This is a genomic window from Actinospongiicola halichondriae (genome assembly GCF_049103745.1).
Classification (GTDB): Bacteria; Actinomycetota; Acidimicrobiia; order Acidimicrobiales; family Salinilacustritrichaceae; genus Salinilacustrithrix; species Salinilacustrithrix halichondriae.
In genome coordinates, this window is the sequence record NZ_CP171622.1 from 315,090 (window position 1) to 328,724 (window position 13,635).

General features: G+C 68.8%; 17 protein-coding genes and 1 pseudogene. 10 read left to right on the top strand and 8 right to left on the bottom strand.

The annotated features are described in order from the left end of the window. The first annotated feature begins 35 nt into the window (after positions 1–35). On the top strand, positions 36–1,295 hold the full coding sequence (locus AB8619_RS01675) for a cytochrome P450 (protein ID WP_436794725.1): 1,260 nt from the start codon (positions 36–38) through the stop codon (positions 1,293–1,295). Here AB8619_RS01675 and AB8619_RS01680 read toward each other — a convergent pair. Beyond that, complete coding sequence (locus AB8619_RS01680) at positions 1,292–1,753, bottom strand: SRPBCC family protein (RefSeq protein ID WP_436794726.1); 462 nt, start codon at positions 1,751–1,753, stop codon at positions 1,292–1,294. The two genes, AB8619_RS01675 and AB8619_RS01680, sit on opposite strands and share 4 nt — an antisense overlap. 87 nt (positions 1,754–1,840) lie before the next feature. Here AB8619_RS01680 and AB8619_RS01685 point away from each other — a divergent pair, with 87 nt between their 5' ends. After that, positions 1,841–2,662 (top strand): hypothetical protein, encoded by an 822-nt coding sequence (locus AB8619_RS01685; protein WP_436794727.1) that lies wholly within the window; start codon positions 1,841–1,843, stop codon positions 2,660–2,662. Between the two features lie 7 nt (positions 2,663–2,669). Here AB8619_RS01685 and AB8619_RS01690 read toward each other — a convergent pair whose 3' ends face one another. Continuing rightward, positions 2,670–3,422 (bottom strand): metal ABC transporter ATP-binding protein, encoded by a 753-nt coding sequence (locus AB8619_RS01690; protein ID WP_436794728.1) that lies wholly within the window; start codon positions 3,420–3,422, stop codon positions 2,670–2,672. After that, entirely contained in the window at positions 3,419–3,859 is a 441-nt protein-coding gene (locus AB8619_RS01695; protein WP_436794729.1) for a Fur family transcriptional regulator, read from the bottom strand. Before AB8619_RS01695 ends, AB8619_RS01690 begins: the two co-directional genes overlap by 4 nt. 107 nt (positions 3,860–3,966) lie before the next feature. Here AB8619_RS01695 and AB8619_RS01700 point away from each other — a divergent pair, with 107 nt between their 5' ends. The 3 genes and pseudogenes from AB8619_RS01700 to AB8619_RS01710 all read left to right on the top strand — a co-directional run bounded on the left by AB8619_RS01700 (position 3,967) and on the right by AB8619_RS01710 (position 5,730). Then, positions 3,967–4,887 (top strand): metal ABC transporter solute-binding protein, Zn/Mn family, encoded by a 921-nt coding sequence (locus tag AB8619_RS01700; RefSeq protein ID WP_436794730.1) that lies wholly within the window; start codon positions 3,967–3,969, stop codon positions 4,885–4,887. A 35-nt stretch (positions 4,888–4,922) separates the two neighbouring features. Further along, positions 4,923–5,075: pseudogene (locus tag AB8619_RS01705) on the top strand (metal ABC transporter permease); the annotation flags it as partial. Between the two features lie 100 nt (positions 5,076–5,175). Next, positions 5,176–5,730: a metal ABC transporter permease gene (locus tag AB8619_RS01710; RefSeq protein WP_436794731.1), complete on the top strand. Its 555-nt coding sequence runs from the start codon at positions 5,176–5,178 to the stop codon at positions 5,728–5,730. Between the two features lie 13 nt (positions 5,731–5,743). Here AB8619_RS01710 and AB8619_RS01715 read toward each other — a convergent pair whose 3' ends face one another. Continuing rightward, on the bottom strand, positions 5,744–6,634 hold the full coding sequence (locus AB8619_RS01715) for a pirin family protein (protein ID WP_436794732.1): 891 nt from the start codon (positions 6,632–6,634) through the stop codon (positions 5,744–5,746). Between the two features lie 65 nt (positions 6,635–6,699). Between AB8619_RS01715 and AB8619_RS01720 the strand changes: the two genes are divergently transcribed. From AB8619_RS01720 to AB8619_RS01730, 3 genes are read left to right on the top strand one after another with little or no spacing between them, the layout of a single operon-like run. Beyond that, entirely contained in the window at positions 6,700–7,002 is a 303-nt protein-coding gene (locus AB8619_RS01720) for an ArsR/SmtB family transcription factor (protein ID WP_436794733.1), read from the top strand. After that, on the top strand, positions 7,002–7,937 hold the full coding sequence (locus AB8619_RS01725) for a cation diffusion facilitator family transporter (RefSeq protein ID WP_436794734.1): 936 nt from the start codon (positions 7,002–7,004) through the stop codon (positions 7,935–7,937). Before AB8619_RS01720 ends, AB8619_RS01725 begins: the two co-directional genes overlap by 1 nt. Positions 7,938–7,951: 14 nt before the next feature. Beyond that, the gene (locus tag AB8619_RS01730) at positions 7,952–8,443 is read left to right on the top strand and encodes a beta-class carbonic anhydrase (protein WP_436794735.1); all 492 of its coding nucleotides are present in this window, start codon (positions 7,952–7,954) and stop codon (positions 8,441–8,443) included. Here AB8619_RS01730 and AB8619_RS01735 read toward each other — a convergent pair. Then, entirely contained in the window at positions 8,433–9,734 is a 1,302-nt protein-coding gene (locus AB8619_RS01735) for a cation:proton antiporter (protein WP_436794736.1), read from the bottom strand. The genes AB8619_RS01730 and AB8619_RS01735 overlap by 11 nt on opposite strands. Positions 9,735–9,784: 50 nt before the next feature. On the opposite strand from AB8619_RS01735, the gene AB8619_RS01740 reads away from it, so the two are divergent. Then, entirely contained in the window at positions 9,785–10,201 is a 417-nt protein-coding gene (locus AB8619_RS01740; RefSeq protein ID WP_436794737.1) for a PPOX class F420-dependent oxidoreductase, read from the top strand. Here AB8619_RS01740 and AB8619_RS01745 read toward each other — a convergent pair. Further along, positions 10,186–11,019, bottom strand: coding sequence for a hypothetical protein (locus AB8619_RS01745; RefSeq protein ID WP_436794738.1), 834 nt, complete (start codon positions 11,017–11,019; stop codon positions 10,186–10,188). The genes AB8619_RS01740 and AB8619_RS01745 overlap by 16 nt on opposite strands. 45 nt (positions 11,020–11,064) lie before the next feature. On the opposite strand from AB8619_RS01745, the gene AB8619_RS01750 reads away from it, so the two are divergent. Further along, a complete protein-coding gene (locus AB8619_RS01750) occupies positions 11,065–11,343 on the top strand; it encodes a MazG nucleotide pyrophosphohydrolase domain-containing protein (protein ID WP_436794739.1) in 279 nt (92 codons plus the stop codon). A gap of 9 nt (positions 11,344–11,352) precedes the next feature. Here AB8619_RS01750 and AB8619_RS01755 read toward each other — a convergent pair whose 3' ends face one another. Together AB8619_RS01755 and AB8619_RS01760 are read right to left on the bottom strand one after the other, a co-directional pair. Next, positions 11,353–12,378 (bottom strand): aspartate-semialdehyde dehydrogenase, encoded by a 1,026-nt coding sequence (locus AB8619_RS01755; RefSeq protein ID WP_436794740.1) that lies wholly within the window; start codon positions 12,376–12,378, stop codon positions 11,353–11,355. Positions 12,379–12,424: 46 nt separating this feature from the next. After that, entirely contained in the window at positions 12,425–13,630 is a 1,206-nt protein-coding gene (locus AB8619_RS01760; RefSeq protein WP_436796334.1) for an aspartate kinase, read from the bottom strand. Positions 13,631–13,635: the final 5 nt, after the last annotated feature.

The window sequence follows — 13,635 nt, forward strand, 5'->3', positions numbered from 1 at the left end:
CGTGCGGCCACGTCCGAGACCCGCCGAGGAGCACCGTGCAGACCGAGAACCGCCTGATCGACCCCGAGTTCTGGCGTCAGCCGCTCGAAACCCGCATGGCCGAGTTCATCGCCATCCGCGAGGCCGGGCCGTTCGCTCCCGCATCGTTCGAGAACATCATGACCGGGGAGACCGAGTCGTTCCACGCCGCGACGCGCTACGCCGAGGTGGTCGAGATCAGCAAGCGGCCCAAGGAGTTCTGCTCCGGCAAGGGTGCCGTCGCGATCCCCGACCTGCCCGAGGAAGCACTCGACTTCTTCGGTTCGTTCATCAACATGGACGACCCCCGGCATGCCCGCCAGCGCGGGATCGTGGCCCGTTCGTTCACCCCCCGCCAACTCCAGAACGTCCTCGACTCGGTCGACACGATCTGCACCGAGGTCATCGACGGATTCTGCGAGGCCGGCGAGGTCGATCTCGTCGACGTGATGTCGCAGCCGTTCCCGCTCCTGGTGATCTGCGACATGATGGGCATCCCCCGCAGTGAGTTCGACACGGTCCTGAAGGCGACCAACGTCATCCTCGGCGGCGGCGACCCCGAGTTCATGGGCGACGGCGATCCGATGATGGCCATGTTCGAAGCGGGCATGAGCCTCACGAACCTCATGAACGAACTGGCCGAAGAACGGCGGGCGAACCCCACCGACGACCTCACGTCGAAGCTCGTCCACAACGACGTCGGCGAGGACATGCTGGCGCCGAACGAGATCGCGCCGTTCTTCATCCTCCTCGCCGTCGCGGGCAACGACACCACGCGCACGGCCATCAGCCACGGCGTGAACCTGCTGTCGCAGAACCCCGAGCAGCGCAAGATCTGGCAGGACGATCTCGAAACCGTCACACCGACCGCGGTCGAGGAGATCGTGCGCGTCGCTTCGCCCGTGACCTTCATGCGTCGCACCGCGACGACCGATGTCACCGTCGGCGGCCACGACTTCGCCGAGGGCGACAAGGTCGTGCTGCTCTACGGAGCGGCGAACCGCGATCCGCGGGTGTTCGACGAACCCGAGCAGTTCCTGGTCCGACGTGACCCCAACCCGCACCTCGGCTTCGGTGGCCCCGGCCCGCACTTCTGCCTCGGCGCTCACCTCGCACGGCGCGAGCTGTCGGTGGCGTTCCGTCAGCTGCTCACCCGCCTCCCCGACCTCGAGTTGGCCGGTGACCCGGTCCCGCTCGAGGCGATGGGGATGCCGCTGGTCGGCGGGATCAAGCGCCTGCCGGTCCGCTTCACCCCCACCGCGCCCGTGGGGCGCTAGCCCTGCTCGACCGCGGCGGCGAGCCGTTCGAGCGTCTTCTCCATGCCGGCACGGTTGTGTGAGGCGCGGTCGTCGACGCCCGAGATCGACTTGGTCATCTCGATGACCTCGGGCGGGCGACCCTCTTCCCAGGTCTCGGTGACGATGCAGCCGTCGTCGGTGGCTTCGAGGAGGTAGCCCCACTTCGCGAAGTGGAGATCGCCGAAGACCCCGTCGAACCGGAAGACCTCGTTGGGGACGCACTCGATGATCTCGGCCTCGGTCGTCCACTCGAACTCGCCGTTGCGGTTCTGGCCGACGAACCAGGCGCCGACGGCGGGGCCGGTCGCGCCGTCCTTCCACTCGCACGTGTGACACTCCGGCGACCATTCGCCCATGCGGGTGACGTCGGTGATGGCGTTCCACACGGCTTCAGGCGATGCGGCGATGTGGCGGGAGACTTCGACATGTTCGGACATGGGCGCAGACTAGGACGGACAGGACCTGCGATTCGGACACGCAGAATCTATTGACAGTCCGACTCGCATCTGGGCGCAATGGGGCGCATGGAGACGGCGGAGCCCACCTACGGACGAGTCGATCGTGACTACGCGTTGCGCCTGGCGGCGACGTCGCCGGAGGACGACGGACCGATCTGGATGGTCAACCTCATGCACTACCGCGACGTGGCCGACTACGGCGACGGCATCGCTGGCACCGTCTCCGGCCGCGAAGCCGACGACCGGTACGCGCCGATCGAGGTGCTCGAGGACATCGGGGCCGAACCGGTCTTCATCGCCGACGTCGACACGCAACTCCTCGGTGACGCTCCGCAGTGGGACCGAGTCGGCATCGTCAAGTACCCGACCCGCCGGTCGTTCATCGAGATGCAGTCGCGTCCCGACTTCCAGGCGAAGCACGTCCACAAGCAGGCGGGCATGGCCACCACCATCGTGGCGGGTTGCCAGCCGATCCCGGACCCGTCGGCGGGCGAGGACCCGTCGAGCTTCCCCGACTGGTCCGACGTCCCACATCCGCCGACGGACGACGACGGCCCGGTCACGCTGTTGCACCTGATCCGCTTCCACCCCGGTGGCGCCGACTCGGACATGGTCGAGTACCAGAAGCACGCCGGCGACGTCGCGGTCCCACACGGCGTCCGGATCTCTGCGTGGTTCGGTGTCGAAGGCACGATCGTGGGCGATGGGCGTGAGTGGCACCAGGCGCGCTTCAACGCCTTCCCGAGCAAGGCCGCCTTCATGGCGGTCGCGCTCGACCCTGATCGACTCCGGGCGCAGCAGGAACACCGTGAGACGGCCATCGCCGACACCTACACGATGATCCTCCGGCCCACGATCGACCGGCTCGCCCAGAGCCTCGAACGCTGACGCAGGTTCAGTGATCGTGGTGCGGATCGTCCATCAGGAACCCGCCGTCGCGTAGCTGGAGCACCCGTCCGCCGAACGCTTCGCGGAGGTGGTCCTCCTGGAACACCTCGTCGGGCGTCCCGAAGGCGATCGGGCGCGTGGCCAGGAGGAGCACGCGATCGCATCTCCGGGCGTCGTCGAGGTTGTGGGTCGTCATCACGACGGAGCGCCCTGCGTCTCGCTCACCGTCGATCACGTCGAGGATGACGTCGCGTGAGACAGGGTCGAGGCCGGTGACCGGTTCGTCGAGCAGGAGGAGGTCTGCTTCCTGGGCGAGCCCCTGGGCGACGAGCACACGCTGTCGCTGGCCACCGGAGAGATCGTGGAGCTGACGGCCCACGAGGTCGCCCACGTCGACCCGGGCGAGGGCCTCCTGGACTGCCGTCCGGTCGTCGGGGCCGAAGCGAGCGAGGAGCCCGCGGTCGGCGTAGCGGGCCATCCGTACGGTCTCGGCAACGGTGATCGGGAGGCTTGCATCGACCGCGGTCGACTGCAGGACGATCGCGCTCTTCCGCCCGCCGAGGTCGATCGAGCCGGCGTCGGGGGTGACGAGGCCCATGATCGCTGACAGCAGCGTCGACTTCCCCGACCCGTTCGGTCCGATCACGGCCAGCGTCGACCCGTGGTCGAGGATGAAGTCGACGTCCTCGAGCGCCACGCGGCTGCCGTAGCGGACCCGGAGCCCGCGGACGGCGAGCGGGGCGATGCCGACGGACGTCACGATCGACAGCCCGCGCACTGCCCGACGAGGTCGAGACGGTGATGGCGGATGTCGAAGCCCGCCTTGCGCGCTGCGGCGTGCAGGGCCCGGTCGAGCTCGGTCTCGACCGACTCGCGGAGCGAGAAGTCGGCGACGTCGCCGCAGTCGGCGCAGATGAGGTGGTGATGGTGCTCGGTGAGTTCCTCGGTGAGCTCGTAGTGGGCGAAGTCGTCCGACGTGACGATGCGCACGACCACCCCGGCGTCCTCGAGCACGCCGAGATTGCGGTAGATGCTCGACTGGGCGAGCGCCGGCGCGGCCTCGAGGATCTGGGGGATCGTCATCGGGCCACCGTCGGCGATGAGGATGTCGACGAGTTGACGACGCCGGGTCGTGTACCGCTGGTCGTTGTGGCGGAGCCTCGTCTGTACGACCTCGTGGGTGTCGGTGGTGGCCATCGAGTCGAGCGTATCGCCAAAGATCGTTATGAGTCTCGTTCTTGTTTTGGTCACTCGGGCGATAGCGTTCCGAGAGCAAGTCTCATTCTTGGTAGGAGCGGTCGATCGTGCGAACTCGGATCTTGGTGGTCATCGCTGCCGCTGTCGCGGTCTTCGTCGCTGCCTGCGGTGCGGACGAAGGCGCCGACAGCGCCGCCGGTCCGAGCATCGTGGTGACCACGACCGTGCTCGGCGACGTGGTCGAGCAGCTCGTCGGTGACGACGCCACGGTCACGGTGATCATGCCCAGAGGAACGGACCCTCATGGCTTCCAGCCCTCGGCCCAGCAGGTCGCGGCGATGACCGGTGCCGATGCGCTGATCGCGAACGGCGCCGGCTTCGAGGAGGGGCTGGTCGACGCGGTCCGCGCCGCCGAGTCCGACGGCGTGCCGACGTTCGAGGCGATCCGAGCAGTGTCGAGCCTCACGCTCCCCGACGGCGAGACCGTCGATCCCCACTTCTTCACCGACCCCGACCGCATGGCCGACGCTGCCGAAGGCATCGTCGACTTCCTCTCGACCGAGGTGCCGGCGTTCGTCGACCTCGAGCTGGCGTCGGCACCCGCGTACGTCGACCGACTCCGCGAGCTCGACCTCGAGGTCGAGGACATCGTGGCCGTCGTCCCGGCCGATGCCCGGCTCCTGGTCACCAACCACGAGGTCCTCGACTACTTCGCCGACCGCTACGAATTCGAGGTCGTCGGCACTGTCGTACCGGGGGCCTCGACCAACGATGCCGTGAGCGCTCGCGATCTCGACTCGCTCGCGACCACGATCCGGTCGTCCGGCGTACGCGCCATCTTCGTGGAGACGTCGTCGCCGTCGCAGTTGGCCGACACGCTGGCCGCGGAGGCCGGAGTCGAGGTCGCCGTGGTCGAGCTCTTCACCGAGTCGCTGGGCGCCGACGGGAGCGGTGGCGCCACCTACGTCGACATGGTCCGGACCAATGCCACCCGCATCGCCGAGGCCCTCGGAGGTGGAGCGTCGTGATCACCTGGTTCACCGAGGCCTTCGAGCCGGCGTTCATGCAGCGGGCGCTGATCGGCGGTCTCGTCGCCGTCGTGGCCACGTCGCTGGTCGGTACCTGGGTGGTGCTCCGCGGCCTCGCCTTCCTCGGTGATGCGCTCGCACACGGGGTCATCCCCGGGATCGCACTGGCGGTCCTGTGGGGGTTCAGCCCGGTCTTGGGGGCACTCCTCGCGGCGCTCGTGATGAGCGGGCTCATCTCTGTCGTGTTCGAGTCGAACGGTCGTCCGCGAGGACACCGGGATCGGTCTGTTGTTCGTCGGCATGTTGTCGTTGGGGATCGTGATCGTGTCGCGGTCGGACTCGTTCGCCACCGACGTCACCTCGTTGCTGTTCGGCGACGTCCTGGGCGTCACCGCCGGCGACATCCGGACGCAGACGATCGCCGCCGCGCTGGTCCTCGTCGCGACGATCGTCCTCTACCGGCCGTTCCTCGCGCTCGCCTTCAACCGCGACAAGGCGTTCACGCTGGGGATGCACCCCGCGCTCGCCCACGCTGCGCTGTTGACGTTGCTGGCCGTCAGCATCGTGGCCAGCTTCCAGGCGATCGGCACGTTGTTGGTCTTCGGCCTGCTCGTGGGGCCGCCGGCGACCGCGAGTCTCTTCGTGCGGCGGGTCCCGGCCATCATGATCGGCGCCGTCCTGGTCGGCTCGGCGAGCGTGGTGGTCGGCCTGCTCCTCAGCTTCCATCACGGCACGGCAGGCGGTGCGACCATCGCCGGCGTGTCGGTCCTCGCCTTCTTCGTCGGGCTGGTGGGTCGCGACGTCTCGACTCGCCTGTTCGTCCGGCCGTCCCCGGCGCTCTGACGGGGCGGTCGGCTCAGCGCGTCCCGGTGGACGAGCTCCACGGCGGCGTCGGCGCCGGGATCCGGGTCCATGACGAGCCGGTGTCGCCGTAGCGGTCGTGTCCGGATGCCCAGTCGAGGTTGGCCTGGTCGATCTCGTCCCGATCGCGGGCCACGTAGTTCCACCACATGGTGATCCTCGACTCGAACGGCTCGCCGCCGAGGAGCATGAGCCTGGTCGGCTCGACGGCGACCATCGGCAGCTCGCTGCGACCGACGGGGACGTAGCCGAGCAGGCCCGGTCGGATCGGCTGGGCGTCGAGTTCGATCGCACCCGACAGGACCACGAGCGCGTGCTCGTGCCGGTCGTCGACCGGGACCACCGTGGTCCCGTTGCGGAGCAGGATCTCGGCGCCGAAGTGGTCGGTGTCGCGGCGCGCCGGCGACGTGACGTCGCCCATCGACCCGACGAGCACGGTGGCCGAGGCGTTGGGGAGTTCGAGTCGGGGAAGCTCCGCGTGATGCTCGAACGCAGCGTCGCCGTGGCGGGTCCGCTCCGGCTGGGCGACCCACAGTTGGATGCCGTGGAGGTCGCCACGCGGATGGATCCCCTCCTCGGCGTGGGACACGCCGCGACCTGCAGTCATCAGGTTGAGTTGGCCGGGTGCGATGGTCTGCTCGGTGCCGAGGTTGTCGCGGTGGAGCATCTCGCCGGCGACGAGCCAGGTGACGGTCTGGAGTCCGATGTGCGGATGTGGTCCGATCCCGATCGGGTCGTCCTCGCCGTAGGCGGACGGGCCCATGTGGTCGGCGAAACACCACGCGCCGACCGTCCGTCGCTCCCGCCGAGGCAGTGCGCGCCGGACCGGATGGTTGCCGACCGAGCTCTCTCGGCTCGGGGTGATCTCGAGCGCAGCGCCGTCCATCGACGCGACGGTATGCGGCCGGCCGGTCTTGTGCCCGCCAACGCTGATCGAATACCTTCACAGATGTGCAGATATCAACTGACGAGGCCGCAGAGCTGGCCGACAGCTTCAAGCTCTTGGGCGACCCGACACGGGTCCGCATCCTCTACACCCTCCTCGAAGCCGGTGAGATGAACGTGGGCGACATCGCCGAAGCGGTCGAGACATCCGAGACGACGGTGTCGCATGCCATGCGTCTGCTGCGGTCGGCGGGGATCGTGCGCAACCGGCGAGACGGTCGTTCGATCTTCTACCGACTCGACGACGACCACGTCCGCCAACTCCTCGACCTGTCGAGAGAACACCTCGCCCACCGGGGAGACGGCTGATGGGGCACGACCACTCCCACGGCGGCCACAACCACGGCGCCGGTGCGCTCCGCGCCGGAGCACGTCACCAGAGCCGGCTCGCGATCTCGTTCGTGCTCATCGCCGTCTTCTTCGTCGTCGAGGCCGTGGGCGGGGTGCTCACCAACTCGCTCGCCCTCATCTCCGACGCCGGACACATGCTCACCGACGTCATCGGCCTGGGCATGGCGCTGGCCGCGATCCAGTTGGCCAGCCGGCACTCCCGGCGCGACGACGTGGGTCACCACACCTTCGGTCTGTACCGGCTCGAGATCCTGGCGGCGTTCGTCAACGCGCTCCTGCTTTTCGGGGTGGCGATCTACGTTCTGGTCGAGGCGATCCGACGCATCACCAGCGAACCGGAAGTCCTCGGCATCCCGATGCTCGTCGTCGCCACCATCGGCCTCGTCGTGAACCTCATCGCCTTCCTCCTGCTCCGCGAAGGGGCAAAGGAGAGCATCAACGTGGAGGGCGCCTACCTCGAGGTCCTCGCCGACACGCTCGGCTCGGTCGGCGTGATCATCGCAGCTGTCCTGCTCGAGGTGTTCGGGTGGGCCTGGGTCGACCCGGTCGTGGGCGCGGCGATCGGTCTGTGGATCCTGCCGCGGACCTACCGCCTCGGTGCGCAGGCCGTACGAGTCCTCCTCCAGTCGGCACCTCCGGACACGGATCTCCTCGGAATCACCGCCGATCTGCGTGCTCTGGACGGCGTGATCGACGTGCACGATCTCCACGTGTGGACCCTGACCTCGGAGATGGAGAACGCCTCGGTCCACCTCGTGATCGACGACCAGACCGACAGTCATCAGGTGCTCGACCAGGCGCGCGACCTCCTCCAGGGGCGGTACGCCATCGCCCACGCCACGCTCCAGGTCGAACCCGCCGACCACCGGGGTTGCGACGAGCTCGAGTGGTGAAGGATTCTCATGTCATGAGCACCATCGACGACTTCGTTGCAGCCAACGCCGATTACGCCGAGAACTTCCATGAAGCGGGGCTCGCGACCGCTCCGCAACGCAAGCTCACCGTGGTGACGTGCATGGACTCACGGCTCGACGTGTTCGCCATGCTCGGCCTCGAGCTCGGTGAGGCGCACATCATCCGCAACGCCGGCGGCGTGGTCACCGACGACGTCATCCGGTCCTTGATCATCTCGCAGCGCAAGCTGGCGACCGAGGAGATCGCGCTGGTCCATCACACCCGCTGTGGCGGGCTGACGTTCCGTGACGACGACCTCAAGGACGAGATCGAGTCCGAGACCGGCATCCGCCCGTCGTTCGCGATGGAGGCCTTCACCGACCTCGACCAGAGCGTCCGCCAGTCGATGGGCCGGATCGAGGCCAGCCCGTTCCTCGCCCACAAGCGGGTCCGCGGCTTCGTCTACGACGTCGACACCGGCCTGCTGCGCGAGATCAGTCGCTGACGTCGGGCGACGGCCGCGGTGTCCACCGCGGCCGCAGGACGGGTGACTCCCCGTCGGGGTCGTCCTCCATGATCGCGTCCTGGTCGTGGGTCGCCGCCCGGTGCGCGGCGAACCAGGCGCCATAGTGACGTGCCCCCCAACTGGCAGTGGCGCCGTGGATCACGACGGACGAGAGCACTGCCCAGGCGACGACGACGAAGAGGGTGTCGTCGACCTCGCGGTCCGATCCCTCGATGACCGTGAGTGCGAACAGGATCGACGCCAGTCCTCGAGGCCCGAACCAGCCGAGGAACACCACGGTGGGAGCCCGTAGGCCGGTCCCGACGAGCGACACGGCGATCGGGATCATCCGACCGATCGTGAGCGTCGCGACCACGCACACCGCGATGGGGATCGTCAGGGCTCCGAGCGCCGGGCCCAGGAGCGCATTGCCGAACACGACGAACGTGATGCTCGCGAAGAGCTGGCCGCCGTCCTCGGTGAACTCGCACAGGTACTCCGCGTCGTCGCGGCCGATGAAGCGGAACGCCAGGCCGGCCACGAAGGCGGCGATGAAGGTGTTGCCGCCGATCTCGTGGGCCAGCACGAACGCCAGGCCGACCTGGGCGAGCGCGGCCAACTGCCCGTCGACGCCGTCGACCCAACTGGCGCGGCGGGCCCGGACCAGCAACCAGCCGGCAGCGATGCCCACGACGGCGCCAGCGGCGATGCCGAAGCCGATCTGTTCGGCGACGAACCGGATCCAGTACGAGGGCGGACGGGCCCCGGACTCGGCGGCGGTGATCGCCGTGAACAGGGTCACGGCAGGGAGGGCGAGTCCGTCGTTCAGTCCGGACTCGACGTTCAGCGAACTCCGGATCCGGCCAGGCACGCTGTCGTCGGTGAGGACCGCCTGCCCCAGGGCGGCGTCGGTCGCTCCGAGGATCGACGCGAGGAGCGCGGCCTCGGCCCACTCGAGGCCGAGCGCGACGCGGGCGATCACGGTGCCGAAGCCGATCACCATCGGCAGCCCCAGTCCCAGCATCCGGGCGGGGATCCCGACGAAGCTCCGCGCCATGCGAGGATCGACACGGACCGCGTCGGAGAACAGGACGATCGACAGCGTCAGCTCGGCGAGGACGATGACCTCCTCGGAGCCGAGGTCGATCCGGGCGAGATCGAGTGCCTGTGGACCCGTGAGGAGACCGACGGCGACGAAGATCATCGGCGCCGAAACGACCGTGGAGCGCAGTCGTTGTGACACCAGCGCGTGCGCCAGCACGGCGAGTGCGAGCACGGTCAGGGCGGCCACGAGGGGGACGGTACGGGAATCGTCCCGTGCGAGTGGGTGTTGTCGCAGGCATGGCTCCCGACGCGCTCCGCACCCTCCTCGACGACCGGCACCACGGAGTGCTGGTCACGCTCAAGAAGGACGGGCGTCCGCAACTGTCGAACGTCGCCTACGTCGTCGGCGACGACGACGTGATCCGGATCTCGGTGACCGACGGACGAGCGAAGACGGCGAACCTGCGACGCGACGCCCGCGCCAGCCTCCACGTGACCCGTGACGACTTCTACGCCTACACGGTGGTCGAGGGCACGGCCTCGCTCATGCCGGTGGCGGCATCACCCGACGACGAGACCGTCGAGGCGCTCGTGTCGTACTACCGCGAGGTCGCGGGCGAGCACGACGACTGGGACGAGTACCGCGCCGCCATGGTCGCCGACCGGCGGCTGATCATCGAGTTGCCGATCGAACGTCTCTATGGGATGAGCTGACCCCAGTCGGCGAGGGTCGCGTGCCCCGCCGCCCACGCCTCGGTCTCGTCGTCGAACGGCCCGGTGTCGGGACTGGTGCAGTCGACCGTGGGCGTCGGCTCGTCGATCTCGGCGGCATCGACCTGCACCGGGCCGCGCACCGATCCTGCCTCGCACGCCGGAACGGTGAGGACGTGGACCGTCGGTTCGGCGACGAGCAGGTCGAGTTCGTAGTCGGTGATCGTCGACAGCAGCATCGCCGCCCCGGCCAGGTCGGGGTCGTCGCCGCCGACCACGACGATCAGGACGGGGATGCCCCGTTCGACGGCCAACGTCGCTCCAGCGGCGGCAGCAGACCCCGTGGCGGCGTCATCGGTCAGCCCGATCACCACGAGATCGGGACGCGCCGCTCCCGGTGCGGTGACCGTCTCGACGGCGTCGAGCATGCCCCCGTTGACCGCCGCTGCCACGTGGCCGGTCATGGTCTCCGTCTCGACCGGTGCCAACGCGGTCGTGGCTCGGGCGTCCGCCGTGTCGCGCACGTCGGCGGCCGGCGCCGTGACGACCAGGTTGGTGTCCGGTCGACCAGCGAGCACGGACACCGCGGCGTCGAGTCCCGGGGAGGCGATGCCTTCGGGGCTCGTCACGGCGATCGTGAACGAACCGGTGCTCGTGGCGACGACGTCGTTCGGCGTGCTGATCTTCGAGGCCGACGCCAGCGCGGTGTCGACGACGGGACGGGCCGCAGCGGTCGCAGGGGCGGCGGAGCCGTTGTCGGTGCCACACGCGGACATCAGCAGTACGAGCGTGGCCAGCACTCCCCGAGCGAGCTGACGCATCAGCGCCCAGTGTGGCCACCGGGTCGGCCGTTACGGTGGATACCCATGGACATCGCTGACTTCCAGGAGAGCATCGCCGCGACCTACGGCGACCGTGATGTCGACCGCGGGATCGCGCCTTCGGTGGCGTGGTTGTGCGAGGAGGTCGGTGAGCTCGCGCAGGCGGCCCGCAAGGGCACGCCGGCTCAACAGCTCCACGAACTCGGCGACGTGATCGCCTGGGTGGCGTCGCTCGCGCACCAGCTCGGACTCAGCCTCGACGAGGCAGCCCAGCGCTATGCCACCGGTTGCCCCGGCTGCGGTACGCAGCCCTGCACCTGCTGACCGTCTCGGTCAGCCGCGTCGGCGGAGGAGTTCTTCGGCGATCTGGATGGTGTTGAGCGCGGCGCCCTTGCGAAGGTTGTCGCCGGCGAGGAACAGCGCGAGGCCGTTCTCGACGGTCTCGTCGACCCGGATGCGTCCGACCAGCGTGTCGTCGATGCCCGCAGCGTCGAGCGGTGTGGGCACGTCGGCCAACTGCACGCCGGGGGCCGAGGCGAGGATCTCGCGAGCCCGATCGGGTGAGATCGGCCGAGCGAACCGGGCGTTGATGCTGAGCGAGTGACCGGTGAACACGGGTACCCGGACGCAGGTGCCCGAGACCGGGAGGTCGGGGAGGCCGAGGATCTTGCGCGACTCGTTGCGCAGCTTCTGGTCCTCGTTGGTCTCCTCGCTCCCGTCGTCCACCATGGCGCCGGCGAGTGGCAGCACGTTGTAGGCGATCGGCTTGACGAAGTTGTCCGGCTCGCCGAACTCGGCGGCGCGACCGTCGTGGGTCAGGCCGGGGGCCTTGTCGCCGACCTTGCGGATCTGGGCGTCCAACTCGTCGACACCCGACAGGCCGGCGCCGGAGACGGCCTGGTACGTCGAGACCACGAGGGCCTCGAGTCCGGCTTCGCGGTGCAACGGGGCGAGCACCGGGATGGCGACCATCGTGGTGCAGTTGGGGTTGGCGACGATGCCGATCGGGATGTCGTCGAGGGCGTCGGCGTTGGCCTCGGGGACGACGAGCGGGACCCGGTCGTCCATCCGGAAGGCCGACGAGTTGTCGATGACGATCGGCCCGGAGGCGGCGATCTTCTCGGCGAGGGCTCGCGACGCGGTGGCGCCGGCAGAGGCGAGGACGACGTCGAGGTCGGAGTAGTCGGCCTCGGTCGAGTCCTCGACGGTGATCTCGCGGTCACCCCACGGGAGGGTGCGGCCCGCCGAGCGTGACGAGGCGAAGTAGCGCATCTCGTCGACGGGGAAGTTGCGTTCGGCGAGGAGGCGTCGCATGACGCCGCCGACCTGGCCGGTTGATCCGAGGATTCCTACCTTCATGCGTTCCAGGCTACGAGCGATGGCCCGGATCACACAGCCAGTTGGTTCAGACGTCGAGGTCGAAGGCGGTGTGCAGCAACTCGACGGCGTCCTCGACCTGGGACTGCTGGACGACGCAGGAGATCCGGATCGCCGACGTCGAGATCATCTCGATGTTGATGTCGTTGTCGGCGAGGACCTGGAACATCTTGGCGGCGACGCCGGGGTTCGACTTCATGCCCGCACCGACCACGGAGACGCGCCCGATGTCGTGGTCATAGCCACAAGCGGCGGCGCCGACCTCACCGGAGAGGCTGTTGATCAGCTCGGTGGCGGCCTCGGCCTCGTCGTGGGGGACCGTGAACGAGATGTCGGTGCGGCCGTGCTCCGACGTGTTCTGCACGATCATGTCGACGTTGATGCCCGACTCGGCCAACACGGTGAACATGCGCGCCGCGATGCCGGGCTGGTCGGACACACCCGACACCGTGACCTTGGCCTCGCTGGTGTCGTGGGTGACGGCGTTGACGACGGCCTGTTCCATGTCGGTGTGCTCCTTGACGATCGTGCCCGGTTCCCAGGTGAATGCGGACCGGATGTGCAGCTTGACCTCGTGGCGGCGGGCGAACTCGACCGATCGCATGGCCGGCTTCGGACACCCGGTCGCGGTCATCTCCAGCAGTTCGTCGAAGCTGATCTCGGGCATGCGCCCGGCCTTCGCGACGATTCGGGGATCGGCGGAGTAGACGCCGGCGACGTCGGTGTAGAGCTCGCAGATCTCGGCACCGAGTGCATGTGCGATCGCGACGGCGGTGGTGTCGGAGCCGCCGCGGCCGAGGAACGTGACGTTCTTGTCGGTCGACACGCCCTGGCTGCCGCCGATCACCGGGATGCACCCCGCGGCGATCGCCTCGGCGATGCGCTCGGGCCGGAGCTCGATGATCTTGGCGTCGGTGTGGGTCGTGTCGGTGATGAACCCGGCCTGGGAGCCCGTGAACGACTGGGCCGGGACGCCGAGGTCGGAGATGGCCATCGCGACCAGGGCCATGGCCTTGCGCTCGCCGGCGGTGATGAGCATGTCCATCTCACGCGACGGCTTGGTGCGGCTCACGTCCTCGGCGAGGCGGAGCAGGTGATCGGTCTCCTTGCCCATCGCCGACACGACGAGGACGACGTCGGTCCCGCGCTTGCGGGTGCGGACGGCGTGGTCGGCGACCTCGCGGATCCGATCGGGGTCGGCGACGGACGTCCCGCCGAATTTCTGGACTGTCAGCACGA

Bases quoted from the DNA above. Each gene is read 5' to 3' on its own strand.
- AB8619_RS01680 (WP_436794726.1), bottom strand. From the start codon at position 1,753: ATGTCCGAACATGTCGAAGTCTCCCGCCACATCGCCGCATCGCCTGAA.
- AB8619_RS01685 (WP_436794727.1), top strand. From the start codon at position 1,841: ATGGAGACGGCGGAGCCCACCTACGGACGAGTCGATCGTGACTACGCG.
- AB8619_RS01695 (WP_436794729.1), bottom strand. From the start codon at position 3,859: ATGGCCACCACCGACACCCACGAGGTCGTACAGACGAGGCTCCGCCAC.
- AB8619_RS01715 (WP_436794732.1), bottom strand. From the start codon at position 6,634: ATGGACGGCGCTGCGCTCGAGATCACCCCGAGCCGAGAGAGCTCGGTC.
- AB8619_RS01725 (WP_436794734.1), top strand. From the start codon at position 7,002: ATGGGGCACGACCACTCCCACGGCGGCCACAACCACGGCGCCGGTGCG.
- AB8619_RS01730 (WP_436794735.1), top strand. From the start codon at position 7,952: ATGAGCACCATCGACGACTTCGTTGCAGCCAACGCCGATTACGCCGAG.
- AB8619_RS01740 (WP_436794737.1), top strand. From the start codon at position 9,785: ATGGCTCCCGACGCGCTCCGCACCCTCCTCGACGACCGGCACCACGGA.
- AB8619_RS01745 (WP_436794738.1), bottom strand. From the start codon at position 11,019: ATGCGTCAGCTCGCTCGGGGAGTGCTGGCCACGCTCGTACTGCTGATG.
- AB8619_RS01750 (WP_436794739.1), top strand. From the start codon at position 11,065: ATGGACATCGCTGACTTCCAGGAGAGCATCGCCGCGACCTACGGCGAC.
- AB8619_RS01755 (WP_436794740.1), bottom strand. From the start codon at position 12,378: ATGAAGGTAGGAATCCTCGGATCAACCGGCCAGGTCGGCGGCGTCATG.